At 65.6% G+C, this 25,284-nt stretch carries 19 protein-coding genes and 1 pseudogene; 10 read left to right on the forward strand and 10 right to left on the reverse strand.

Features of this window, described 5'->3' with window-relative positions:
• Nucleotides 1-69: 69 nt before the first annotated feature.
• The gene (locus MKP05_RS01065) at nucleotides 70-1,047 is read left to right on the forward strand and encodes a Gfo/Idh/MocA family oxidoreductase (RefSeq protein WP_240566664.1); all 978 of its coding nucleotides are present in this window, start codon (nucleotides 70-72) and stop codon (nucleotides 1,045-1,047) included.
• A 13-nt stretch (nucleotides 1,048-1,060) separates the two neighbouring features.
• Entirely contained in the window at nucleotides 1,061-2,152 is a 1,092-nt protein-coding gene (locus tag MKP05_RS01070) for a DegT/DnrJ/EryC1/StrS family aminotransferase (protein ID WP_240566665.1), read from the forward strand.
• A 211-nt stretch (nucleotides 2,153-2,363) separates the two neighbouring features.
• Here the strand turns inward: MKP05_RS01070 and MKP05_RS01075 are convergent, their stop codons facing one another.
• Nucleotides 2,364-4,028, reverse strand: a complete 1,665-nt coding sequence (locus MKP05_RS01075; protein WP_240566666.1) for an electron transfer flavoprotein-ubiquinone oxidoreductase — start codon at nucleotides 4,026-4,028, stop codon at nucleotides 2,364-2,366.
• Nucleotides 4,029-4,652: 624 nt separating this feature from the next.
• On the opposite strand from MKP05_RS01075, the gene MKP05_RS01080 reads away from it, so the two are divergent.
• The 3 genes from MKP05_RS01080 to MKP05_RS01090 all read left to right on the forward strand — a co-directional run bounded on the left by MKP05_RS01080 (nucleotide 4,653) and on the right by MKP05_RS01090 (nucleotide 7,233).
• A complete protein-coding gene (locus MKP05_RS01080; RefSeq protein WP_110281783.1) occupies nucleotides 4,653-5,405 on the forward strand; it encodes an electron transfer flavoprotein subunit beta/FixA family protein in 753 nt (250 codons plus the stop codon).
• Nucleotides 5,402-6,328 (forward strand): electron transfer flavoprotein subunit alpha/FixB family protein, encoded by a 927-nt coding sequence (locus MKP05_RS01085; RefSeq protein ID WP_240566667.1) that lies wholly within the window; start codon nucleotides 5,402-5,404, stop codon nucleotides 6,326-6,328. The genes MKP05_RS01080 and MKP05_RS01085 overlap by 4 nt, the downstream gene beginning before the upstream one ends.
• A 293-nt stretch (nucleotides 6,329-6,621) precedes the next feature.
• Nucleotides 6,622-7,233, forward strand: coding sequence for a superoxide dismutase (locus tag MKP05_RS01090; RefSeq protein WP_240566668.1), 612 nt, complete (start codon nucleotides 6,622-6,624; stop codon nucleotides 7,231-7,233).
• A gap of 102 nt (nucleotides 7,234-7,335) precedes the next feature.
• On the opposite strand, the pseudogene MKP05_RS01095 reads toward MKP05_RS01090, so the two are convergent.
• From MKP05_RS01095 to MKP05_RS01105, 3 genes and pseudogenes are all read right to left on the reverse strand, one after another.
• Nucleotides 7,336-7,443, reverse strand: a pseudogene (locus MKP05_RS01095) (iron chelate uptake ABC transporter family permease subunit); the annotation flags it as partial.
• Between the two features lie 15 nt (nucleotides 7,444-7,458).
• On the reverse strand, nucleotides 7,459-8,394 hold the full coding sequence (locus tag MKP05_RS01100; protein ID WP_240566669.1) for a ferredoxin family protein: 936 nt from the start codon (nucleotides 8,392-8,394) through the stop codon (nucleotides 7,459-7,461).
• Complete coding sequence (locus MKP05_RS01105) at nucleotides 8,391-9,245, reverse strand: ABC transporter ATP-binding protein (protein WP_240566670.1); 855 nt, start codon at nucleotides 9,243-9,245, stop codon at nucleotides 8,391-8,393. The genes MKP05_RS01100 and MKP05_RS01105 overlap by 4 nt, the downstream gene beginning before the upstream one ends.
• A 678-nt stretch (nucleotides 9,246-9,923) precedes the next feature.
• Between MKP05_RS01105 and MKP05_RS01110 the strand changes: the two genes are divergently transcribed.
• The 5 genes from MKP05_RS01110 (at nucleotide 9,924) to MKP05_RS01130 (ending at nucleotide 17,563) form a co-directional block, all read left to right on the forward strand.
• Nucleotides 9,924-11,573 (forward strand): IucA/IucC family protein, encoded by a 1,650-nt coding sequence (locus tag MKP05_RS01110; RefSeq protein WP_240566671.1) that lies wholly within the window; start codon nucleotides 9,924-9,926, stop codon nucleotides 11,571-11,573.
• A complete protein-coding gene (locus MKP05_RS01115) occupies nucleotides 11,566-12,828 on the forward strand; it encodes a type III PLP-dependent enzyme (protein ID WP_240566672.1) in 1,263 nt (420 codons plus the stop codon). Before MKP05_RS01110 ends, MKP05_RS01115 begins: the two co-directional genes overlap by 8 nt.
• Before the next feature lie 45 nt (nucleotides 12,829-12,873).
• Complete coding sequence (locus tag MKP05_RS01120; RefSeq protein ID WP_240566673.1) at nucleotides 12,874-14,769, forward strand: IucA/IucC family protein; 1,896 nt, start codon at nucleotides 12,874-12,876, stop codon at nucleotides 14,767-14,769.
• Nucleotides 14,763-15,554, forward strand: a complete 792-nt coding sequence (locus tag MKP05_RS01125; RefSeq protein WP_240566674.1) for an HpcH/HpaI aldolase family protein — start codon at nucleotides 14,763-14,765, stop codon at nucleotides 15,552-15,554. Before MKP05_RS01120 ends, MKP05_RS01125 begins: the two co-directional genes overlap by 7 nt.
• Nucleotides 15,555-15,646: 92 nt before the next feature.
• Nucleotides 15,647-17,563 (forward strand): IucA/IucC family protein, encoded by a 1,917-nt coding sequence (locus MKP05_RS01130; protein WP_240566675.1) that lies wholly within the window; start codon nucleotides 15,647-15,649, stop codon nucleotides 17,561-17,563.
• Nucleotides 17,564-17,616: 53 nt separating this feature from the next.
• Here MKP05_RS01130 and MKP05_RS01135 read toward each other — a convergent pair whose 3' ends face one another.
• From MKP05_RS01135 to MKP05_RS01160, 6 genes are all read right to left on the reverse strand, one after another.
• On the reverse strand, nucleotides 17,617-18,240 hold the full coding sequence (locus MKP05_RS01135; RefSeq protein ID WP_240566676.1) for an RraA family protein: 624 nt from the start codon (nucleotides 18,238-18,240) through the stop codon (nucleotides 17,617-17,619).
• 78 nt (nucleotides 18,241-18,318) lie between these two features.
• Nucleotides 18,319-19,365, reverse strand: a complete 1,047-nt coding sequence (locus tag MKP05_RS01140; RefSeq protein WP_240566677.1) for a FecCD family ABC transporter permease — start codon at nucleotides 19,363-19,365, stop codon at nucleotides 18,319-18,321.
• Between the two features lie 2 nt (nucleotides 19,366-19,367).
• Nucleotides 19,368-20,366, reverse strand: a complete 999-nt coding sequence (locus MKP05_RS01145; protein WP_240566678.1) for a FecCD family ABC transporter permease — start codon at nucleotides 20,364-20,366, stop codon at nucleotides 19,368-19,370.
• Nucleotides 20,360-21,427, reverse strand: coding sequence for an ABC transporter substrate-binding protein (locus MKP05_RS01150; protein WP_240566679.1), 1,068 nt, complete (start codon nucleotides 21,425-21,427; stop codon nucleotides 20,360-20,362). The genes MKP05_RS01145 and MKP05_RS01150 overlap by 7 nt, the downstream gene beginning before the upstream one ends.
• Nucleotides 21,424-22,905 (reverse strand): MDR family MFS transporter, encoded by a 1,482-nt coding sequence (locus tag MKP05_RS01155; RefSeq protein ID WP_240566680.1) that lies wholly within the window; start codon nucleotides 22,903-22,905, stop codon nucleotides 21,424-21,426. The genes MKP05_RS01150 and MKP05_RS01155 overlap by 4 nt, the downstream gene beginning before the upstream one ends.
• 225 nt (nucleotides 22,906-23,130) lie before the next feature.
• Nucleotides 23,131-25,281: a TonB-dependent receptor gene (locus MKP05_RS01160; RefSeq protein WP_240566681.1), complete on the reverse strand. Its 2,151-nt coding sequence runs from the start codon at nucleotides 25,279-25,281 to the stop codon at nucleotides 23,131-23,133.
• Nucleotides 25,282-25,284 lie beyond the last annotated feature (3 nt).

Consider the following 25,284-nt stretch of genomic DNA (forward strand, 5'->3'; position numbering starts at 1 on the left):
CTGCCGTGTGGCCCCAGATACTGCAGTTATTCTATGGATTCCGGCTTGAAGGAGGCGCCAGTGGGAAGCATGAACTTTGCGTTGATCGGTGCGGCCGGCTATATCGCCCCCCGCCATATGCAGGCCATCAAGGAGACTGGCCATTCTCTGATCTCCGCCTATGACATCAACGACTCGGTGGGCATCATCGACTCGATGGCGCCGGGCTGTGCCTTCTTCACCGAGTTCGAGTGCTTTCTCGAACATGCCTGGCGGCTGCGTCGCATGGGCGAGACACCCATCGACTACCTGGTGGTCTGCTCACCCAACCACCTGCACGGGGCGCACATCACCGCCGGCCTGCAGCTGGGCTGCGATGTCATCTGCGAGAAGCCGCTGGTGCCCACCCCGGCTCAGCTGGACGAGCTGCGGCTCGTCGAGGAGGAGACCGATCGGCGCGTCTACAGCATCATGCAGCTGCGTCACCATCCGGCGATCCATGAGCTGCGCGACAAGGTGGCCGCCGAAAACCGGGATACCCCCTACGAGGTGGAGCTGACCTATATCACGGCGCGCGGTCCCTGGTACCTGGCCAGCTGGAAAGGCGACTCGCGCAAGTCCTTCGGGGTGGTCGCCGAAATCGGTATCCACTTCTTCGACATGCTGTATCTGATCTTCGGCGAGCTCAAGCAAGAGGTCCTGCACTATCGTGACGATCACAAGGCCGCCGGCTATCTGGTGTACGAGAAGGCGCGGGTACGCTGGTTCCTCTCCATCGATGCCGAGGACCTGCCGGAGAGCGTGCGCGGGCGGCAGTCCACCTATCGCAGCATCATCTGCGACGGCGAACTGTTCGAGTTCTCCAGCGGCTTCGACGATCTGCACACCGTCAGCTACCGCGAGATCCTCGCCGGGCGCGGCTTCGGCATCGATGCCGTGCGCCACTGCCTGGAAACCGTGCACAGCCTGCGCCTGGCACAACCCGAGCCGCCTCGGGAGGGAGAGGCGCATCCCCAACTGAGCAGGCTCTCTCCGCGCCACTACAGCGCCAACGTCGGGCACGACTGACTGAGGAAAAGGCATGGACTTCATCGATCTCGCTACCCAGCAGACACGCATCAAGCCGCGGCTCGATGCCGCCATTCAGGCCGTGCTGGCCCATGGACGCTTCGTGCTCGGCCCCGAGGTGGACGAGCTGGAGCAACGCCTGGCGGCGCGTGTCGGGGTGGCGCACTGCATCGGCTGCGCCAACGGCACCGATGCACTGCAGATCGCCCAGATGGCGCTGGGTATCGGGCCGGGCGACGAGGTCATCGTGCCCGGCTTCACCTTCGTCGCTTCGGCGGAGAGCGTGGTGCTGCTGGGTGCCCGGCCAGTCTACGTGGACATCGACCCGCACACCTACCTGCTCGATGCCAACCAGCTGGAGGCGGCCATCACGCCTCGCACCCGGGCCATCATGGCGGTATCGATGTTCGGCCAGTGCGCCGACATGACAGCGATCGGCGAGGTGGCCGAACGCCATGGCCTGGCGGTGATCGAGGATGCCGCCCAGAGCTTCGGCGCCACCCAGCACGGCCGGCGCTCCGGCGCGCTGAGCCGGGTGGCCTGCACCAGCTTCTTTCCCAGCAAGCCCTTGGGCGCCTACGGCGACGGCGGCGCGCTGTTCACCGACGACGCCGAGCTGGCCGCAGCGATCCGCCTGGTGGCCCGTCATGGCGAGGCGCGACGCTACCACCATTCGCGGCTGGGCATGAACAGCCGCCTGGACACATTGCAGGCCGCCGTGCTGCTGGCCAAGCTAGAGATCTTCGACGAGGAGGTGGTACTGCGTCAGGCGGTGGCGGAACGCTACGACCGCTGGTTGCAGCAGGCGGGCATCACCACCACGCCTCGGGTCGCGGACGGCAACACCAGCGTCTATGCCCAGTACAGCATTCGCGTGCCGCACCGCGAGGAGGTGCAGGCGTGCCTGACCGAAGCCGGGGTGCCGTCCGCCGTTCACTACCCGCTGCCGCTCAACCGTCAGCCGGCGCTGGCGGACCCCGACTGTCACCTGCCGGTCACCGAGGCGGTATGCGAAGAGATCCTCAGCCTGCCGATGCATCCCTACCTCGAGGCCGAGCAGCAGGAGCGGGTGGTGGAGGCGCTACGCGAAGCCCTGTCGGCCTGAGCTCGCCTGGACGCTGGAGGAAACGCAGTCGGTGGGGTGGGGCTGTCCCGCGGACAGGTCGCCGCGAAGGCGCTGTGAACCCTTCCCTGGGCGCTACATTCGCCATCCATGGCGAATGACCTTCGCTTCGACCTGCCCCCGGCGCCCCTTGCCAAGGGATGGAGCAGGCTCGGGTAAGGTTTCGAAAGGCGTTCTTAGGCTTCCTTCCCGCTTACATATTGGGATAGTTGGGCCCGCCGCCGCCCTCCGGCGCCACCCAGGTGATGTTCTGGGCCGGGTCCTTGATGTCACAGGTCTTGCAGTGCACGCAGTTCTGGAAGTTGATCTGGAACCTCGGCTTGCCGTCGTCGTCTTCCACGACCTCGTAGACCCCCGCCGGGCAGTAGCGCTGGGCCGGCTCGGCGTAGCGGGGCAGGTTGTCGCGGATCGGCAGCTCCGGGTCCTCGAGCTTCAGGTGGCAGGGTTGATCCTCCTCGTGGTTGGTGTTCGACAGGAACACCGAGGAGAGCTTGTCGAAGGAGAGCTTGCCGTCGGGCTTGGGGTAGTCGATCTTCTCGCACTCGCTGGCGGGCTTGAGCGTCGCATGGTCCGGCGTGGTGTCGTGGATGTTGGGCAGCTTGCCGCCGAGCATCTGGTCGAGGAAGTTGTAGGCGCCGCCGCCGACGGTGCCGTACTTGTGGATCGCCGGGCCGAAGCTGGCGCTCTCCTTGAGCTCGGCATAGGCCCAGCTCTGCTCCCACTGCGCGGTAAAGGCGGTCAGCTCCTTGCCGCCTTCATCGCCCTGGGCGATCGCCTCGAACACCGCCTCGGCGGCCACCAGGCCCGACTTCATGGCGGTGTGCAGGCCCTTGATCTTGGCGAAGTTCAGGGTGCCGGCGTCGCAGCCGATGAGCAGGCCGCCGGGGAAGGTCATCTTCGGCAGGCAGTTGAGCCCGCCCTTGGTGATGGCCCGGGCGCCGTAGGAGACACGCTTGCCGTTCTCCAGGTACTGCTTGAGCACCGGGTGGTGCTTCATGCGCTGGAATTCGTCGAACGGCGACAGCCAGGGATTCTGGTAGGAGAGGTCCATGATCAGGCCGACGACGACCTGCGCCTTCTCGGCGTGGTAGAGGAACCAGCCGCCGTGGGTGTGCTTGTCCAGCGGCCAGCCGGAGCCGTGCAGCACCAGGCCGGGTTCGTGCTTGTCGGCGGGAATGTCCCACAGCTCCTTGAGGCCGATGCCGTAGTGCTGCGGGTCCTTGCCTGCGTCGAGCCCGAAGCGCTCGATCAGCCGCTTGCCCAGGTGCCCGCGGCAGCCCTCGGCGAACAGGGTGTACTTGGCGCGCAGCTCCATGCCCGGCATATGGCTGTCCTTGGGCTGGCCATCGGCGCCGATGCCCATATCGCCGATCAGGATGCCCTTGACCACGCTATCCTCGATGATCGTCTCCTGGGCGGCGAAGCCAGGGAAGATCTCCACCCCGAGCCCCTCGGCCTGCTCGGCGAGCCAGCGGCAGAGGTTGCCGGCGCTGATCACGTAGCGGGTGAGATCGCCGCCGGTGTTGTGCATCGACTTCGGCACCAGGGCATTGGGCAGTTTCTGGGCCTTCTCGCCGTTCTTGAACAGGAAGAGTTCGTCGCGAATCACCGGCGTGGTCAGGGGGGCGCCGCGCGCCTCCCAGTCGGGGAACAGCTCCTGCAGGGCGCGGGGCTCGAAGACCGCCCCGGAGAGAATATGGGCGCCCACCTCGGAGCCCTTTTCCACCACGCACACGGTCAGTTCCTGCTCGGCCTCGTTCGCCTGCTGCATCAGGCGGCACGCCGCCGACAGGCCCGAGGGGCCGGCGCCGACGATGACCACGTCGAAATCCATGGATTCACGTTCTACTTGTTCCACCTGCACTCTCCTCCCTCACCGCCGACGCGGGGATCCTGCGAATAGCACCAACGCCGAAAGGTTTTGAAACGGTCGTTTGCTTCTCGATATTCTCCATGATAGGCATAATAAACGACTCAGGTCACCCCTACGATGGCCAATGTGCGGTCGTGCCGCCTCTGGCCCGCCATGCGGGGCAACCGCAGATAGCAGCATGGCTCGGGGCTGATCCGCCGGCAGGCCTGCGAGGAGGCGCTGTAACCCCCTCCATGGGCGTACGATGCCCTGCTTCGCTCTCGCGTCCCGCTTCGCTTGCAGGACCGGTGCTGGCCATCCGTGGCCAGCCCGTTCGGAGCAGTGCTCCTCACCCCTGGCGCAGGACCTCCTCTTCGGCCTGCCCCCGGCGCCCCTCGCGACAGTCAACTGCGATAGCCCTGGGCCCGCCATGGGGGGATTGTTGCCATGGTCCCGGCTATGGCACATTGGGTGGGTTTTTTTGGTGCGGCGTCTATCAAACGCTTGCATGAAACGTATAAGGGCGTGTCAACCGGTTCTAAGGACACGCTGATGCGCCCGCTGCCGAGCCGGCATGGTCGGTATGTTCCTAACCAGACGGTTCGTTAGAGTGAACCAAGCGAGGACACCATGAAAGTACTCGTCGCGGTCAAACGCGTCATCGATTACAACGTCAAGATCCGGGTCAAGCCGGACCACTCCGACGTCGACCTCACCAACGTCAAGATGGCCATGAACCCCTTCTGCGAGATCGCCGTGGAAGAGGCGGTGCGCCTGAAGGAACGCGGGGTGGCCACTGAAGTGGTTGCCGTCACCGTCGGGCCCAAGGCCGCCCAGGAGCAGCTGCGCACCGCCCTGGCGCTGGGTGCCGATCGCGCCGTGCACGTCCAAACCGACGAGCGTGTCGAGTCGCTGGCGGTGGCCAAGCTGCTGGCCAAGGTGGTCGAGGAGGAGCAGCCGGGCCTCACGATCCTCGGCAAGCAGGCCATCGACACCGACAACAACCAGACCGGCCAGATGCTCGCCGCGCTGACCGGCCTGCCCCAGGGCACCTTCGCCTCCGAAGTGGTCATCGAGAACGACAAGGCCCAGGTGACCCGCGAGATCGACGGCGGCCTGCAGACCGTCGAACTGACCCTGCCGGCCATCGTCACCACCGACCTGCGCCTCAACGAGCCACGCTACGCCAAGCTGCCCGACATCATGAAGGCCAAGAAGAAGCCGCTGGCCGTCAAGACGCCGGACGAGCTGGGCGTCGAGGTGGCCTCCAGGGTCACGCTGCTCAAGGTCGAGCCGCCCCCCGAACGCCAGGGCGGCATCAAGGTGGGCTCGGTGGACGAGCTGGTCGAGAAACTCAAGAACGAAGCGAAGGTGATTTCATGAGCATCCTGGTCCTGGCCGAACATCACGACGGCGTCCTGGTCGGTGCCACCGCCCAGGTGGTCGCGGCGGCGCAGCAGATCGGTGGTGACATCGATATCCTGGTCGCCGGCGAGAATGTCGGCGCGGTGGCCGAAGCCGCCGCCAGACTCGACGGCGTCAACAAGGTCCGCGTCGCCGACCATGCCGCCTACGCCCACCAGCTCGCCGAGCCGCTGAGCGCGCTGCTTGCGGACCTTGCCGGCGACTACACTCATGTGCTGGCGGTGGCCTCCACCACCGGCAAGAACGTGCTGCCACGCGTCGCCGCCCTCAAGGACGTGTCGCAGCTCTCCGAGATCATCGCCGTGGAGAGCGCCGACACCTTCCAGCGGCCGATCTACGCCGGCAACGCCATCGCCACGGTCAGAAGCGACGACCCGCTCAAGGTGATCACGGTGCGCGCCACCGCCTTCGATGCCGTGGCCGAAACGGGCAGCGCCAGCGTGGAGGCGGTGGAGACGGTGGTGGAGAACACCCAGTCCACCTTCGTCAAGGAAGAACTCGCCCAGAGCGACCGCCCCGAGCTGGGTGCCGCCCGCGTGGTGATCTCCGGTGGCCGCGGCATGGGCAGCGGCGAGAACTTCAAGTTGCTCGACGGCATCGCCGACAAGCTCGGCGCGGCGATCGGCGCATCAAGAGCCGCGGTGGACGCCGGCTTCGTGCCCAACGACATGCAGGTGGGCCAGACCGGCAAGATCGTCGCCCCGGAGCTGTATATCGCCGTGGGCATCTCGGGCGCGATCCAGCACCTGGCGGGGATGAAGGACTCCAAGGTGATCGTCGCCATCAACAAGGACGAGGAGGCGCCGATCTTCCAGGTGGCCGATTACGGTCTGGTCGGCGACCTGTTCGAGGTGCTGCCGGAACTCGAGCAGAAACTGTGACGAAGATCGGGATCTTCCAGGTGGCGCTCTCGACGGTCACCGGGTTAGTGGCGGATCTCTTCGAGGCCCTGCCGGAGCTGGAAAGCAAGCTGTAACGACGAGCGTGATCCCGCAGCTCGCGTCACGACGCCGGCCCACGATGGGGCCGGCGTCGTCGTGTCGGGAGGCTCCATAACCTCTGTCTATATGAGCGATAACGGGAATTATTAGCGTCCAGGGCGGGTGTCTGCCATCCTTTGTAGTTGAGGTCACGAGGCATTTGCCTCGCTCAGTTCATTCACGGAGGAGTCACTATGCCGCATACATTACCCGAGCTGCCCTATGGCTATGATGCCCTGGAGCCGCACATCGATGCGATGACCATGGAGATTCACCACACCCGGCACCACCAGACCTACATCAACAACCTCAACGGGGCCCTGGAAGGCACCGGCCTCGAGGAAGTGCCGGTGGACGAGCTGCTCGCCAGCCTCGACCGGGTGCCCGAAGAGAAGCGCCAGGCCGTCATCAACAATGGCGGTGGCCACTCCAACCACTCGATGTTCTGGCTGATGATGTCGCCCAACGGCGGTGGTGCCCCCAAGGGCAAGGTCGCGGCTGCCATCGACAGCGAACTGGGTGGCTTCGATGCCTTCAAGGACGCCTTCACCAAGGCGGCACTGGGTCGCTTCGGCAGCGGTTGGGCCTGGCTGAGTGTGTCGCCGGACGGGAAGCTGGTGGTCGAGAATACCCTGAACCAGGACAGCCCGATCTCGCACGGCAACACGCCGGTCCTGGGGCTGGATGTCTGGGAGCACGCCTACTACCTGAAGTACCAGAACAAGCGTCCGGACTATGTCGCCGCCTTCTTCAACGTGATCGACTGGGACGAGGTCGAGCGGCGCTACCAGCAGGCCACTGGCTGATTCGCCGACATTGCATGGTTGCAAGGGTGGCGTCTCGTCGGGAGTCATCCACGGTGCGAAGGGCCCCGCTCAAGGCGGGGTTCTTCGCGTGGTGCGGGTATCTCAAAGCCTCCTCAAGCCCCACATGAAGTAGGCGCCGCCCAGCAGCGAGGCAACCAGGCCGGCGGGGATCTCCTGCGGGAAGAGCCACTGGCGACCGAGCCAGTCGGCGAATGATAAGCCTTATCAATACGGGGACGTTGCCGGCTCCAACTGCGCGATGCCGATGACGTCCCAGACTCGCCCGGGTTTAGGCGTGTCGGCATCGAGATCGGCGCAGGTATCGAAACGTTCGAGAGTGCGCTGGACACAAGTGATGGCCAGGCGGCCATGGGCGTCGGTGGTTTGCCACTCGGCGATCAGCCGACAGGACGCCGCCTCGGGATCGGATGGCTCGGCCACCTCGACCTCGGCCTGGAGATGCCTCGCGGCGAGCCATTCCAGGGCGGCGACCTGGGCGCACTGCTCCAACGGGGTGAGACGTGAGTCTCCCCGGTAGCAGGGCAGGTAGGGGCGATTCGCGGCCTCGCTCTCGAGCAGCGGTACGACATCCGCGTCGGTGATGCGGCCGTACTTGCGCAGGGCGGGGAAGACCACGGCGCTGGCCGCGAGACGGCAGCCCCCCAGGTGGGTGCTTTCCCACACCTCGAAGGGCAGGGCCTGATCGCGGATGGCCTCGGCGATGGCCTTGTAGGTGGCGAAGCCGAACTTGGCGCAGCACTTGTCCTTCTTGCCATGGGTACAGCACAGGATCAGGGAAGGCTCGACGGTACCCCGGTGCCAGCGCGACGGAGCCTCGCCCCGGGAGAGGGCCGCGAGGAAGTCGTCGAGTTCCTCGCGGGGCACGCGGTATTCGCGACGCTCCGGCATCAGGAAGACACGATGAAGGCTGGCGTCCTCGCCCCGGCGATGGATCAGGTTGACGCGGCGGCCCGATTCGGCGATGGCCTCGAGGCGTGCCTTCACCGGCGCGGCCATGTCGCTGGCCTGGCGCAGGCTGCGCTGCCACTTGGCACGGGGCCAACTGATCAGCAGGTTGCGTTCGGCATGGGCGGCGGTGCCGGCCAGGGGGTCGCCCAGGGCGAGGCTTTCCCGGGCGCAGAAGTGCTGGACCGCGCTCATGCCGAGACCTCCGGGTGGGTCCGGGCGGGGCCGACGGCGGCCCCGCTGACACCCCCCATGGCTGGCACACAGATCGGCCGGCCGGTGCTCGGGGCGCGCATCACCTCGGCATCGAGATCGAAGACCCGCTTGAGGTTGGCGGCGGTGAACACCGTCTCCGGCGGCCCGCAGTGCACGATACGGCCCTCATGCATCATCACCAGGACGTCGGCATAGGCCGCCGCCAGGTTCAGGTCGTGCAGCACCACCAGCAGGGTGCGTCCCCGCTCGTGGGCCAGCGACACCAGCAGCTCCAGTAGGTCGACCTGGACCTTGAGGTCGAGGAAGGTGGTCGGCTCGTCGAGCAGGATCAATTCGGTTTCCTGGGCCAGCACCATGGCGATCCAGCAGCGCTGGCGCTGGCCGCCGGAAAGCGCGTCGACACTGCGGTCGGCGAAGTCCGTGACATCGGCATAGGCCATCGCCTCGCGAATGGCGCGGGCATCCCGCTCGGCATCCTGTCGCCACAACCGCTGGTGAGGAAAGCGTCCCATGCCGACCAGTTGCCTGACCGTGAGCCCCTCCGGTGCGGAAGGGCCCTGCGGCAGAATGCCCAGGCGCTGTGCCACCTCTCGCGTGTTGCTGCGGTGGATATCCCTGCCATCGAGACAGACCCGTCCGGCACTGGGTACCAGGGTTCGAGCAAGCGTCTTCAGCAGCGTCGACTTCCCACTACCGTTCGGGCCGAGCAGCACCGTCAGCTTACCCTCGGCCACCGCCAGGTCGACGCCGTCCAGTACGCATCGGGACTCATACCCGGCGCGCAGGGCTTCGCCTGTCAGTCGAGGCGGCTTGGCAGGTGTCGAGGGCATGGGGTTGGCTCGTCGGTGTGGTTCCTGGATCGGAGCACCGTAAGGCAAAACATTCTCATTTTCAACGTCTAGAGGCACGTCTGTCTGGCCTTCTCGGCACAATGGGTTGTCAGGACATAGCGAACGGATCGTTCGATCATCATGGACAGCTCATATTTTAACGATTAGAATAATAATTCTCATTCGCATTGTGGTCTTGGCATCCCTCCCAAGCAAAGCACGGCGTGGGCTGCCACGCGGGCTTCAGATCGCTTCAGGTGTGATGCCACGACATGCTGGGACAGAGAGCCTCCGCCAGGGAGTCGGTTGCTCTCACCCTCTCGATCGACACAACAAGCACAACCATCCAGTACAACTTCGCAAAGTGACTAGCTAGGGACGCACGGATTCACCTGCCAACAGGTGCCAGAGGCCAGCGGCGCAAGTCCATCGACGAAGACAGGAGCCTTTCGCTGACGGCACGGCAGGCCACAAGGCAGGTGGGGCTTTAAAGGACGGCATTTTTGCGGAGGCCACATGAGCTACGCACGTTTCTCTCGTTCACCTGGCGAGACAAGCCGACATGCATCCACGCATGCATTGCTGAATTGCATTATCAAGGAAGTGGCAATACCCCATGACACGATGTCCTATCGATGGCCAGCCCAGCGGGAAGGCCTACCGGAGCATCTGCATGGCTTGCCTCTGCTGATCGAATGGTCGGCATCGCTTTCGCTGTTCGTGATGGTGGACCGGCGCTCGGTGATCGGGAGCCACTTCTACCTCTCCGACACCTACCTCCGGGAATCGGGGGCTGCCGGCTGGCATGTCCCCGAGATGGCGGAGTTGATCTCCTCCCTGCTGGCGCACTGTCGGTGGCATGACGGGACGCTCAATCAGGAGCTGTGCGACCAGGTCGTGCAGAGCCAGGACATCATGACGACGATCGTCGCCCATGCCGTCGGGCAGCCCAGCCTTCATCCACTGACGGATTATCGTCGCAGTGAGCAGGGGCTATGGTTCGGCCATCCCAATCATCCCACGCCCAAGGCCCGGCAATGGCCACCCCATCTGTTGCAGGACAGGCCCGCCTATGCCCCGGAATTCGGCACCACCACGGCCCTGCACCAGTTTTCCTTTCCCGCGGCCGGACTGAGTGTCCAGGCCAATCGGTTGAGTGCCCTGGACGTGCTGCCGCATGTGGCCGACCAGAGCAGGGCCGAGGATGGCGACCGCGTGGTGCTCAGCATGCATCCGGTGCAGGCCGATCTGTTCCGGCAGGATGCCCGGGTGGCGGAGATGATCGGGGAAGGCGTGATCGGCGATCTCGGGCAGAGCGGCTGGCACGCCGCGCCCACCGCCTCCATGCGCACCTGGTACCTCGAGGGGCATCCCTGGTTCCTCAAGGGATCGCTCAATGTGCGCATTACCAACTGCGTGCGCAAGAACGCCTGGTACGAGCTGGAGAGTACGCTGGTCATCGACCGCATCATGCACCGGCTCGCCCGATCGAAGGACGCGGCACTGGAGGCGCTGTGTGTGGCGCAGGAACCGGCCACGGTGCACTGGGCACCGACCCAGGGCGATGATGCCGACAAGCGCTGGTTCCGGGAGCAGACCGGCATGATCCTGCGGGAAAACTTCTGCCAGCGGTTCTCGCCCGAACACTGCCTGCTCAGCGCGACGCTGTTCGCCCGCGATGCGCAGTTGGCTCCCATGGTGCTGCCCTTCATCGACGGGGCGACGCCCAGCGAGGGCGAGCAGGCACTTCCGTCGGAGCGTCGGGTTCGCCAGTGGTTCCAGGCCTATCTGCGCACGCTGGTGGCTCCGGTCATGGGGCTGTTCTTCCGGCATGGCATCGTCATGGAGCCCCATCTGCAGAATTGCGTGCTGATCCACGACGCGGGCATGCCCCGGAAGATGCTGCTGCGTGACTTCGAGGGGGTCAAGCTGACCGACCACAAGGGCGTGGACTGGCTCGCGGGGGAATCTCTGCATCCCCGCGTCAGGGAGTCGATGATCTACCGCCGCGAGCAGGGATGGAACCGAATCGCCTATTGCCTGCTCGTCAACCATGTCGCCGAGGCGATCCTGGCGCTGAGCTGGCAGCGCCCCGAACTGGGCGATGCCCTGTGGCAGGACACCCGGGACGAGTTGCGCCGCGTTCGACAGACCCTGGGAATGCCGGCCCCCGAGCTGGATGCGCTGCTGGAGGGGGGCGAGGTGCCCTGCAAGACCAACTTCAAGCTACGGCTCATGGCCCGGGCGGACCGACAGGCCCAGTACGTGGCGCTGCCCAACCCCTGGCATGCCACCCAGGCCATGAGCCGGGAGGTGGCCTATGGCTGAGCACTTCCGGATCCCCGAGCACATCCTCGACGCCATCGAGGCGCATCGGCAGGCGTGCCGCGATCCCATGGCGGCGTTCTTCTATGACCTCCCGGCGCTCGCCGCGCAGGGACGCGCGATGAAGGCGGCATTGCCACCGGGCGTCGAGCTTTACTATGCGATCAAGGCCAACAGCGAGTCTGACATCATCGATACGCTGGCGCCCGTGGTGGATGGGCTGGAGCTGTCGTCCGGTGGCGAGATCGCGCGTGCCTGCGCCTGTTCGACGCCGCGCCCCTGGGTGCTTTCCGGGCCGGGCAAGCTCGACGCCGACATGCGTGACGCCATGACGCGAGGTGTCGAGGCCTTTCATGTCGAAAGCCTCGGGGAAGTATCCCGCCTGCAGGCGATCGCGGCCTCGCTGGATCACATGCAGGCCGTGCTCGTGCGTATCAACCCCTCGCTGCCCGCGGATCTCTCCAGTCGTCTGAGAATGGCCGGCACCGCCACGCCGTTCGGTATCGATGAGGCGCAGTTGGCCGATGCCGTGCAAGCGGTGGATGACGCCCCGAACCTGACGCTCGTCGGCTTCCATGTGCATGCCATGTCGCACCAGACATGCGGGCAGCGACACCAGCGGCTCCTGTCGTTCTATCTGGAGCGCTGGCCCCGGTGGCGAGCGCTGGCGCGCCACCCCGAGCAGCTGATCCAGCTCAACGTGGGGGGCGGTATCGGCGTGAACTATCTCCAGCCGTCCGAGCAGTTCGACTGGCCTGGCCTGTGCCGGGCCCTGGAGCGACGACTGTCGACCATGCACGAGCCTCCGCTGGTGCGCTTCGAGATCGGCCGTTTCCTCTCGGCCTTCTGTGGCTACTACGCGATCGAGGTGCTCGATACCAAGGTCAGCCATGGGGAAGGCTTCCTCGTCTGTCGGGGCGGTACGCACCAGTTTCGCCTGCCCGCAGCCCAGGGGCACGATCACCCGGTCATTCACCTGCCGCGCGACCCCCGGCGGGCGCGTGAGGGCGAGAGCCGGCCCTGGACCGTGGTGGGGCAGCTCTGTACCCCGAAGGATGTGTTGAGCCGCCGGCAGGAGCTGCAAGGGGTCGAGGCGGGAGACCTGCTGGTGCTGCCGTTGGCCGGCGCCTATGGCTACAACATCTCTCATGCGGACTTCCTGTGCCACCCACGTCCCGATCAGGTCTTCGTCCGCGAAAGCCGCGAGGGCAGCGCCCCCGAGACGAGAAGCCATCGGCGTGCCGAGCCGGTGCGCTGACCGAGGGGCTTCGCTGGTCCATTTTCCAGGTTTTGAAGGTACATCATGTCATCACATGAACGTGTTCTGCCGCAGGCCGCGGCAATGGTGGGCGCCTCCGACGCTCCGGGATCCGTCTCCACGCCTTTCGCCTCCCCGGAGCACTGGCGGCATCACGCCCGTATCGAGCAGCGCGTCGTCGGCCAGCTGTTGCAGACCCTGCTCTATGAAGACGTGCTTCCCCACGAGGCCGCCGCCGAGCCGGCGTCCGGTGTCTCTGGTGCCACGTCGTTCTCCCTGACCCTGGGCGAGCGTCGCTATCGGGTGAGTGGCTGGCAATGCCACAGCTTCCGGCTGATTCGCCTCGAGCATGCCACCCTCGCGGTCGAGGGGGCAGAGGGCCCCCCGGAGCCGGTGAGTCTGCAGCGTTTCATCGAGGATCTCGAGGCGGCGCTGGGGGATGTCGCGATTCAGCCCGGCTTCGTCAACGAACTGACGCAGACGCTGATCAAGGACGTGCAGTCATCCGCCTGGCCGATGCCTTATCGAGAGACGCCGCAGACGTTGGATGCCGATGCCCTGGAGCAGTATTTCACCGACGCGCACAGCTATCACCCCTGCTACAAGTCACGGCTCGGCTTCTCCCTGCGGGACAATCAGCATTATGGGCCGGAGTTCGCCCAGCCGCTTCGGGTATGGTGGCTCGCCGTGCCGGCACGCCTGGCGCATCAGGGGGCCGTCGGCGGGGTGGCGCTGGCCGACCGGGTCGCGGAGGACGCCGGCCCGCGAGTGCTGGCGAGTCTGGATGACTACCTGGCGCGGCGGCGACTGGCGCGAGACGACGTCGTGCTGATGCCGGTGCATCCCTGGCAGTGGGAAAACGCGCTGGTTCCGGCGCTCTACCCGGAGCTTGCCAGCGGCGAGATCGCCTTGCTGGGCGAGGGGGAGACGACCTATACCGCCCAGCAGTCGATTCGTACCCTGGCTCCACGGAATACGGACAAGCCGTATCTCAAGCTGGCGATGAGCATCACCAATACGTCCAGCACGCGCATCATGGCGCGCCACACCGTGACCAACGGGCCGATCATTACCCAGTGGCTTCAGCGACTCATCGACACGGACGCGACCGCCAGGGCGGCGGGTTTCGTGATTCTGGGCGAGGTGGCCGGCGTGGCGCTGGACGAGCGTGCCTTTCCCGACGCCCGTTACAACGACGTCTATGGCAAGGTCGGTGCCATCTGGCGGCAGAACATCGGCGAGTTCCTGCAGGACGGCGAGCGGGCCGTGCCCTTCAATGGGCTGAGCCAGTTCACGCGAGACGCCGAGGGGGAGCCCGCCACTCCCTTCATCGCGCCCTGGGTGGAACGCCATGGGCTGGAAGCCTGGACCCGACAGCTCGTGCAGGTCGCCACCTTGCCGATCATCCACATGCTGTTCGCGGAGGGCGTGGGGATGGAGTCCCATGGCCAGAACATCGTGGTCATTCATCGTGACGGCTGGCCGCTCAGGGTGGCATTGAAGGACTTCCATGACGGCGTGCGCTTCAGTACGTCGCATCTGGCACGGCCCGAGCTGGCCCCCGCCCTGGAGCCCGTGCCCGAGCGTCATGCCGCCCTCAACCGCAACTCCTTCATCGTCACCGATGACCCGGCAGCGGTGCGTGACTACTCCTGTGATGCCTTCTTCTTCATCGCCCTGGCGGAGATGGCGGTTTTCCTGCACCGGCATTTCGGACTGGAGGAGTCACGGTTCTGGGCCATGACGGCGGACGTGATCAAGGCCTATCAGCGTGCTCATCCGCAGCATGCCGAGCGCTACCGCCGCTTCGATGTCTTCGCTCCCCGATGGGAGGTGGAAGCCCTGACCCGTCGTCGTCTCTTCGGCGATGACGTTCCCCAGGTCAAGCACGTCCCCAACCCGCTGGCGGACTTCGCGCCAGATGAGGCGGCGTCATGCTGAGGGCCAATCGACTGAAGCAGGCGCTGGCCGAAGGGCGGGAAGTCCACGGCGTCATGGCTTCCCTGCCCACGGCTGCCTCCATCGAGCTGATCGCGGAGGCGGGCTTCGACTTCGTGGTGATCGATACCGAACACGTGCTGATCAACCCGGAAACCGTCGAGCACATGATCCGTACCGCCGAGAGCTACCGGCTGACGCCGCTGGTTCGGGTAGCCGGCGCCGATCCCAAGACGCTGTTGCGTCTGCTCGACGGCGGCGCCCAGGGGATCGTGTTGCCCAACGTGGAGGACCCCGAGACCCTCGAGCGTGCCGTGGCCGCGTGCAAGTACGCGCCGGAAGGCGAGCGCAGTCTCAATGCCGGGCGTCCCGGCGCCTTCGGCAAATCCTCCCTGGCGGAATACGTCGTGCAGGCGAATCGGGAGATCATGGTGGTCGCCATGATCGAGAGCCGCCAGGGGGTGGCGCGGATCGAGGCGATTTGCGCGGTGCCGGGTCTCGACATGGTGCTGGAGGGGGCGGCGGACCTGTCCCAGTCCCTGGGCGTGACCTGGCAGACCGGACACCCCGACGTCGTTCGGGCCCTGGAGGAGGTTCAGCGCACGGCGAGCGAGCATCACCTTCCCTACTGCGCCTTCCTGCGTCACCCGGAGGCCAAGGCCGGGTGGCAGGCGCGTGGCGTCGGCGCCTTCATGTTGGGCGACGAGCGAGGCATCGCCTTTCGCGCCCTGCGGAAGGCGCTCGGCGAGGCCAGGGCGCCGGGACAGCAGGAGACCTCCCGTTCATGAGTTCACCGATGACGCATCTTCCCTTTCCTTCGAATCGGGCGAGCGATGTCCCCTCGCTCGACCGTACCGACACCGCTACGGAGTTCACGACCATGAAACCCCTCAACGCCCAGCGCCATGCCCAGGCGCAGATCATGCAGTCGCTGGTGGATGGTCTGCTGGTCGAGGGCCTGCTGGACGACCTCGGCGCGGCCTGGCGGGTCGCCACCGAGGCCGAAGACTGGCTCACCCGCCTGCCGGCGTTCCAGGCCCACGGTGGCGATCCCTCGCAGCGGTTCTGGCACTGGCCGCAGGATCGGCATCACAGCATCGCCATGCTGTTGCGGCCCGGCATCGCCCAGGCGTGGGAGAAGGTGCCTCGGACCCCCGTGATCCTGATGGATCACGAGAGCCGGGAGTGGGAGTCACTCGACCCTGTCGCCTTCATGCGCCGTGTCTTCGGTGCCGTGACGCAAGACGACGAGCAGGCCCTGGGACAGGGACAGAGAGTGTTTCTCGAGGCGCTCTCCGACAGCCTCTGGCAGGCAGCCAGCTCGGTGGCGCATCGGGTGGAGACACGAGACTTGCTGCGTCGCGACACGGTCGAGCACTTCGCGATCATGGAACAGTGGGCGTCGTTGCTCGACCGGCCCTATCACCCCACGGCGAAGGCCAAGCAGGGGCTCAGCGAGTCCGAGTACCGTGCCTACATGGCCGAGTTCAACGCCCCCGTCACGCTGCGCTGGGTCGCGATGCCGCGTGACCGGATGATGACCGGCGCCGGCGTCGGCGAGGGTTGCCCCGTGCCGGCGCAGTGGCTCGCCGGTGACGAAGGCCGCCGGGCGCTCGAGCAGGAGATGGCGTCGCGTGGTCTGGCCCGGACCCACGTCGCCATTCCGGTACACCCCTGGCAGCACGAACATGCGCTTCCCCACTGGCTGAAAGCGGCCTTCGTGGCGGGCGACTGTGTCTCGCTGGAGTCGGTCACGGAGCCCTGGCTCGCGACCTCCTCGCTGCGCTCGCTGGCCCCTACCACGGCGAGCCCGCATTTTCTGAAACTGCCGATGGCCATCCATTCCCTGGGCACCTCTCGCTATCTGCCGGCGGTCAAGATGCTCAATGGCGATCTCAGCGCCCGCTTGCTGCACCAGGCCAGGAAGAAGGATGCCAGGCTTGCCGAGGGGCTCTACCTGTGCGACGAGGGCAAGTGGTGGGCCTATATGCCGGAGGGTGCGACACTGTTCGACGAGGCACCGCGGCATCTGTCCGCCATGGTGCGTAGTTATCCCCGCGCTCTGCTGGAAGACCCGAGCGTGCGTCTGGTGCCCATGGCCACGCTGGGGACGCCGCTGCCGGGAGGCGAGCATCATGTGTTCGACGACTGGCTGGCACAACGCGGCATGATGGCCAGCCCCGCCTCGGTGCAGGCGCTGTTCGGCGAGCTCTGCGATGGCTTCTTCGATATTAACCTGCGCATGTTGCGGCTCGGCATGCTGGCGGAAGTGCATGGACAGAATGCCGTCCTGGTCTTCAAGGAAGGCCAGTGCCACGGGCTGCTGCTGCGTGACCATGACTCCCTGAGGATCAGCGTCGCGTGCCTGGAACAGCACGGCATGCAGGACCCGTGCTATTGCATCAAGCCCGGCCACTCCAACACCCTGTATCACGACAGTCTCGAGGCCCTGCTGTTCTGGCTGCAAACCCTGGGGATACAGGTCAATCTGCGGGCGATTATCGACACCCTGGCGGATCACTACGGGCTGTCGTCCCATGATCTCTGGCGGGAGATGGCGGCCCGCCTCGAGGCCCGGATCGACGCCATCCCCTTCGACGGTCGCGATCGCGGGATGCTCAAGGAGCAGCTCTTCGAGAGAGAGCAATGGCCCTACAAGCGTCTCATCGCACCGATCATCGAGCGTGCCGGCGGGCCGGGCAGCATGCCCTTCGGCACCAGCTCGACCTGTAATCCCTTCGTTCGGGTTGGCCTGCCAGTCGACGAAAGGGTCGCCGAGGCACTGACCGAAGCCTGATACGCCCACCGCCCGACATGTCGTCGGGCGGTTTTTTCAGGCGGGCGGCGTTTTCAGCGAAACCACTCGGGGAACTCGGCCTCGAGGGCGTTGCGCTTTTCCTCCTCCTGGGCCTGCTTGGTCTGCGCGGCATCGGCCAGGGCGTCGGCGCGATGCGGCGGGATGACGAAGAGCCCATCGTCGTCGCCCACCACCAGGTCTCCCGGGTTGATCGTGACGCCGTCGATGGCGACCGGGGTGTTGATCTCACCTTCCAGTTCCAGCGCCCTGGTGGTCAGGGGGCTGGTCGTCCGGGCGTAGGTGGGCAGGTTCAGCCGGGACAGGGCATCCCGGTCGGTGATGGCGCCGCTGGTGACAACGCCCGCGAGTTGCTTGCGCAGCGCCGCATAGGCTCGGAACTCGCCCCAGCAGGCTCGGCGATGGTCGCCGGACACATCGATCACCAGCACGTCGCCCGGGCAGGCCATCTTCAGCGCCTCGCGGATGATGCTGCCGTCGACGTGGGGAATCCTGACCGTCAAGGCCGTGCCGAGAAGGCGGATGGGACGCCGGATCGGCGAGAGGGAGGTGATGGCGCCGAAGTCGGTGAAATGCCCCAGGGTGGAGGTGGCAAGGCGTCGATAGCGTTGCCGTTGCTGCGCTGTGAAGGTGTCCTGACGTGGGGCGATATGAAACATGTGCCTTCCCTGGTCTTGCCTTGGGTTTTAGTGATGAGGGGTGAGTGATGAAGGGTGAATGATGACGGTCGGGCTGATTCAGTGACTGCGGTAGCGGGTCCGATGCAGCAGATAGACGAAGAAGGGCGCGCCCACTCCCGAGACAAAGATACCGGCGGGCAGGTCCTTGGGCAGGAAAGCCACTCTGCCCAGTAGATCGGCGTAGAGCACGATCAAGGCCCCTATCAAGGCGGCGGCGGGAACCAGCCTGGCAAAGCCCCGTCCCGCCAGGCGGGCAGCGATATGGGGAGCGATCAAGCCCACAAAGCTGAGCCCCCCGGCAAAGGCCACGGCCGCGCCCGCCAGCGCCACGCTGCAGGCCATCAGCACCAGCCGGCTGCGCAATACGTTCACACCCAGCCCCTGGGCCACATGGTCACCAAGCGCCATGGCATCCATGTGCCGCGCATAGGTCAGGCACAGGGGAACGGCCGCCAGCAGCCAGGGCAATATGCCGAGCACGTCCTGCCACTGTGCGGCGTAGAGGCTGCCCGTCAGCCACACATAGGCGTACATGGCGGCGGCATCATCGCTGACCACGATCAGCAGGGTGGTCACGGCACCCATCGCGGCGGAGAGCCCGATGCCGACCAACACCAGGCGCGAGGGCGTAATGCCACGCTTCCAGGCCAGGAAGAACACCAGCATGGCGGAAAGCAGTGCGCCGATCAGCGCGGAGACCGGCAACCAATGGATACTCAGGCTGGTGCTGAAAAGCGCCAGGAAGGTCACGGCGGCCATGGCGGCGCCACTGGTGATGCCAATCACGTCCGGAGAGGCCAGCGGATTGCGCACGATGCCCTGAAGGATGGCGCCGGCCACGGCCAGGGCCGCTCCCACCATCATGGCAAGCACGATGCGCGGCAAGCGCAGTTCCCAGACGATGAAGGCGATGTCACTGTCCCGGGGAGTGGCCAGCGCGTTCAACACATGGCTGAACGGGGTGGGGAAGCTGCCGAGGCTCAACGACAGGCCCATGCTGGCGAGCAACACCAGCACGAGCAGGGCCGTGATGCCCAGATAGCGAGTCTGGTGTGCATCGACGGTGCTGTCGCCCGGCTGTTTCAGGGGAATGGATAACGTCATGGTCAGGCCTGCTTCCTGCGCGCCAGATAGATGAAGAAGGGCGTGCCGATCAGGGCGGTCATCACCCCCACCGGGACATCCTGAGGGGGCATCAGAAAGCGCGATGCCACATCGGCCAGCAGCAACAGGCTCGCTCCCAGCAGGGCACAGGCCGGCAGCAGCCAGCGGTGGTCGACGCCGAAGAGCCCCCGCGCCATATGCGGCACGATGAGTCCGACGAAACCGATCATGCCGGCGAGTGCGACCGAACTCCCGGCGAGCAGAATCACCACCAGGCCGAGCAACAGCTTGATGGTGCCGGCGCGCATGCCGAGGCCCTTGACCATGTCATCGCCCAGCATCAGGGCATTGGCGTGCCTGACGAGCAGGGCACACAGCAGCATGGCGCCGCCGAAGAGGGGCAGCAGCGGCACCACCAGGGACAGCTCCCGTCCGGAGACGGAACCGGCCAGCCAGTACAGCACGCTCTCGAAGCTCTGCCGGTCGATGATCAGCAGGCCCTGGCTGAAGGAGACGAACATGGCCGTGACGGCCACGCCCGCCAGGACGACCGGCAGCGGCGACAGCTCCCCCTGGCGACCGCGGCTCAGCACTACCACCAGACAGGCCGCGACCAGGGCACCCAACAGCGCCGCCCAGACATATTCGGCAGGGGAATGAAGAGGCAGCAGCGATACCGCAATCACCACGAAGAACATGGCCCCCGCGTTGATCCCCAGGATACCCGGCGAGGCGAGCGGGTTGCGTGTCATGGTCTGCATCAGGGCGCCGGCGATGGCCAGGCTCGCGCCGACCAGGGCGGCGATGACCGCCCGTGGCAGGCGCTCCGTGCGAATGATGATGTGCGCGACCCGAGTGGGGTCGTAATGCACCAACGCCTGGGGGAAGGTGGGCAGGGCAATATCCGTGGTGCCCAGCATGACACTCGCCACGAAGGCCGTCGCGACCAGCGCCAGGCCCAGCAGCAGGCCCGCGATCCGTGAAAGGCGGCAACTCAGCATGCGGCTGGCCCCTCGTCTCGAGCGTGGGAAACTGCGGCGGTATCACCGGCGCAGGCGGCGCTGGACGCCACTCCCGACGGGGTATCCGGCGCAATCGTCGCGGACCCGCGGAGGTTATCCAGCCCGTAATGGCGGTAGAGGTCATCCAGCATGGCATTGGCGGCCAGGATGCCACCGCCCATGATCCAGTTCACCGCATCCACTTCGAAGACGCGCTCGTTCTGCACGGCGTCCAATCGTTGCCAGAGGAGGTGCGAGGTCCAGTGCCGGTAGTTCTGCGCAATGGCCGGATCGTCCGGCTCCAGGAGCACGAAGATCACATCGGCATTCATGACCGGGATGTTCTCTTCGCTGGTCAGCTTCATGCCCCAGCCCTGGTCGTGCACGGAATCCGGCTGTTCGAATCCCAGCTCATTCAGGATGGAGCCGGCGAATCCCGTGGAGTAGATGCGCACATGGTCGCTCTTGAAGCGGACCACGGCGGCCTTTTGTGGCCAGCCGTCGCCCAGCTGGTCCGCGATTCTGTGGCGAAAGTCCGCCATGCGATCGTTCCAGTCCTGCAGCAGCTCACGGGCGCGGGACTCCCGGCCCGTGGCCTCGGCCATCAGCGCCAGGGTGGCCTTGAAGTCGAAGACGGTGCCGGTGGCGACCGTCGGCGCAATCTTCTCCAGCAGCGGCCTGACCCTCTCATGACGAAAACGCGTGGCAACGATCAGGTCGGGGTCCAGCCAGGCCACCTTCTCCAGGTTGGGCTGGGTTTCCAGACCGACGTGCTCCACGCCGGCGAGCGCGTCACGCAAGTAGCGATACATGGGCTTTTCCAGCCAGGAATCGACGACGCCGACAGGCGTGATGCCGAGCGCCACCGCGCTGTCCGTCGCGCCCTGGTAAAGGGTGACGATTCGCTGCGGAGTGGCGGGGATGACAGTGTCGCCGAACTCGCTGGGGACGATGCGCATGCCTTCGGTGTCGTTGGCGGCGAGGGGGATAGACCCCAACGGCATGAGGGACACTAGCAGCACCGTCAGCCACCGGCGCCGGGTCGGGGCGCGAGTCTTCATTCCGGCCTCCTGGCGGTTGCTGTCTTCAAAGGGGGCTCGGGGGCTTGAGGGGGTGATGACGCCTCACTTGGCGACGCGGGACCTTGCCGTGTCACGGCGCGGCCGAGCCGCCATGCCAGCGGCAGGCAGCACAAGGCGACCACCGCCAGCGCCAGGAAGGCATGGTGGAGGGCGGAGGCGCTCGCTTCGGTATAGGGGATCCCCCGCTGCAGAGCGGCCTTCACGGCCATGTCGTAGTAGAGGGAGAGCGCGACGATGCCGAGCGAAGATATCAGGCGTCGGGACATGTTGTTCATGGCCGAGGCCTGGGCGACGCTCTGCTCGGGAAGGTCTTTCATGCCCACGGTGGTGGAAGGCAGATAGGCGCAGCCGAGACCGATGCCGCGCAGGCCCATCCAGGCACCAATCATCCAGACCGGCGTGGTCTCCGTCAGGGTGCCGAGCCCCAACAGGCTGACCATGGTGATCATCAGCCCGACGCCGATACACCACTGTGGCGGGTAACGGTCGATCAGGCGTCCCGCGACAGGCGAGCAGGAGGAGGCGGCGAGGGCGGTGGCCAGAAACACCAGGCCCGTGGTCAACGGGCCGAATCCCAACGCATTCTGCATCCATAGTGGCACCAGCAGAATACAGCCAAACAGGATGATCGACTGCAGGCAGGCGAGGATGACGCTGAGACGATATCCCTGGTGGGAAAACAGGGAGAGGTCGAGCAGCGGCGTGTTGGCGCGTCGCTCGACGCGCACGAAGAGTGAAAGCGCCAGGAGACCGGCCGTGAGCGGGAAAAGGGCCTGGAAGCCCAGGAGGTTCGTCAGCGTTTCCACCCGGCTGAGAGAGAACAGCACCGCGCCCATGCCCAGGGTGATCAGCGCAAAGCCAGGCAGATCAAACCGACGTTGATGATTGGAGGGGTCAGCCGAAAGATAGCGATAGCCACACAGCAGTCCCAGCAGCGCAAACGGTATGTTCATCAGAAACAGCGCCCGCCAGTGGCTGATTTCGAGCAACAGCCCGCCGACACTCGGGCCAATGGCCGGTGCGATCATCACGGCGAAGCCCCACACCCCGCTGGCACGGCCTCTCTGGTCGCTGGGATAGGCAGAGAAGATCAGTGACAGGGACAGGGGAATCATCAGCCCCGCCGCAACGCCCTGCAGCCCACGCGCGAGGAGGATGCCGGCAAGCCCCTGGGCCATGGCGCCGAGTGCGGAGCCTGCCAGAAATCCCCACAGGCCCAGCAGATAGATGCGCTTGCGGCCAAAGCGGTCGGCCAGGTACCCGGTGAGTGGCATGGTCATGCCCATGGTGATCATGAACAGGGTCACCACCCAGCTGACATCCATGGCGCTGGCACCGAAGGTTGCCATCAATTCGGCCACGGCAAGGTTCAAGGCGCTGTTATTGAGGCTGACGGTAAAGGTACCCAGCAGCACACTGATCAGCACCTTTCCGCCATGCGCGGAAGCATTCGGCATGGACACTCACTCAGCGGGGGTACAGAAGGCGTTGGCCTGGCATAACGCCACTGCGAAACGCGTCATGGGGACAGGATGATGACATGATGCAAAAGTTAATGTAAAGCGTTATCAATTGTGAGCGGGTCAGGGCGACGGTGGAGCCGCGGCAAAGTGCGATGAACCAAAAAGCGGCGCCATAGGGCGCCGCCAAGCAGCGAGCTAGTCAGTGGAAGGCGTGCGCACTCAAAAGTCCAGCTGGTAGCCGAGGGTCAGGGTACGGCCGCGGCCGGCGAAGAAGCGGTCGTCACCATCCCGGCCGACCTGTGAACGGTAGGTGATGTAGTCCTCGTCCAGCAGGTTCTCGATACCGAGGCTCGCCTTGCCCACCGGCAGCCGGTAGGCCAGGGAGGCGTCCACCAGGGTGTAGCCGTCGAAGCGCTTCAGGTTCTCGTTGGTCTGCTCATCGAAGGTCCTGTCGAAGAAGTAGCTGCCCTGGAGGTGGCTCGACAGCTTGTCGTTCCAGTGGGCGCTCCAGCCCAGGGTCAGGCGCTCGGGGGCAATATTGGCGCCGGACAGCTCGGTGTCGACCTTGCCGTCGCCGTCGGTGTCGGACTCGCCCTCGCTGTAGGCGTAGGTAAAGTCCAGCCCATGAGCGTCGGTCACTTGCAGCTCGCCGCTGAGATCGACCCCGCGGATCTTCGTCTTCTCGCGGTTGCCGACGAAGACGCCGTTCTCCTCGGACAGCCGCTCGCCGAGATCGGAGTCGGACTCGTAGTAGCTCAGCTCGAAGTTCAGGCGGTTCCAGCCGAAGCGGGTGCCGAACTCATAGTTCTCGGTGATGATGGGTTGCAGCTGCAGCAGGCTGTCGACGTCCTGGCCGGGCGTTTTGATGCCGCGGAGCGCACGCCCCACGTCCGGCATGCCGAAGCCTTCCGAGTAGTTGGCAAACAGCTGGGCCCACGATGTCGCCTGATACACCAGGCCGGCGTTGAACAGCGCCTCGTCGAAATCCGGATTGCCGCCGTCCACCGACACCAGGTCGTTGTTGACGTCGGTGCTTCTGTCGATGGTCGAGAAGTCGTCGACATCGAGCTCGGCGTACTCGTAGCGCGCTCCGGCGTGCAGGGTCAGGCTCTCCAGCACCTTCAGGTCGCCCTGCAGGAAGGGGGCGTAGTTGCGAAACTGAGATTCGGGCACGTAAACGCGGCCGGTTTGTGCCAGCACCTGCGTGGTCTCGTCCTCGATCAGGTCGATACCGGAGGCCAGGCCCAGGCGGTCGTTGAGCAGGCCGTCCCGGCGCAGGGTGAACTTGGCGCCCAGCTTGTCGGATTCGGCACGGGTCTGGTCGAGGCGGTCGTTGCCCTCGTCATCCACGAAGGGGAAGGCGAAGGGGTGAGTGCCGAACTGGGCGCGGAACCGCTGATGATAGAGCTGGGCGTCGAGCTCGTTGCCCAGCCAGTCGGCGTGGGCATAGGACAGGTTGAGAGTGGTGGACTCGTTGAATGGCACTTCGCCCGGCGGCGTGCCCTTGCGGGCCGTGGCGGGTATGCCCCTGTCGCGGTCGCCCTCGACGAGGACGTAGTCGGCGTTGTCTTCCAGCTCGTAGCGGTTGGCGGAGAACTCGAGGTTCTGGTTTTCATCGATCCAGTAGCCCAGCTTGGCAAAGAGGTCGTAGCTGGTGGAGTCCTGGATCTCGCCCTGAATGGTCTCGACGCCGATGGGGCGATCCGCGCCGTCGAAGAAGACGCCGCGTTCCTGCCAGGTGGCCCCGGCCAGGTAGTCCCAGTCGCCGCTCTGGCCATTGACCTGGTAGTCCAACTTGTAGCCGGTGCCATCGGAATGGAAGTCATCGTCGCTGGTGACGTTGACGGCGGCATGCTGGTTCACCGTGCCGCTCTCGGCGCGCTTGGTGACGTAGTTGATGATGCCGCCGGTGGCACCCAGGCCGTGCTCGGCGCTGGCGCCGTGGATCACCTCGATGCGCTCGACCATGGACAGGTCGATGGTGTAGCTGTCTCGTTGGGTGTCGCGCAGCGGGTTGGATTGCGGCACCCCGTCGATCAGGAACAAGGGCTCGCGGCCGCGGAAGGTCTCGCCGGAGTTGGTCAGCTTCTGGTGGCTGGCCGAGTAGGAGGGTATCAGGTTGCTGAGGATCTGGCCGCGGTCGCTGGTGATGGCCAGCTGCTGTTCGATCTGCTCGCGGGTGATGATGGTGACCTTCTGGGGGGTCTGGCCGGCGATGCTCTTGTTGCGGGTCGCGGTCACGACCACAGGTGATAACTCGTTGGCGGTGTCTTGCTCGGTGGCCGATTGCGCGAGTGCCGTGGCGGGCAGGGCGGAGCAAAGAACGACGGGTAGCAGCCGCCTGACGTGGGGCTGTCTGGCATGTGACATCTT

It is taken from the genome of Halomonas flagellata, assembly GCF_022487945.1.
In the GTDB taxonomy this organism is placed as follows: domain Bacteria; phylum Pseudomonadota; class Gammaproteobacteria; order Pseudomonadales; family Halomonadaceae; genus Halomonas; species Halomonas flagellata.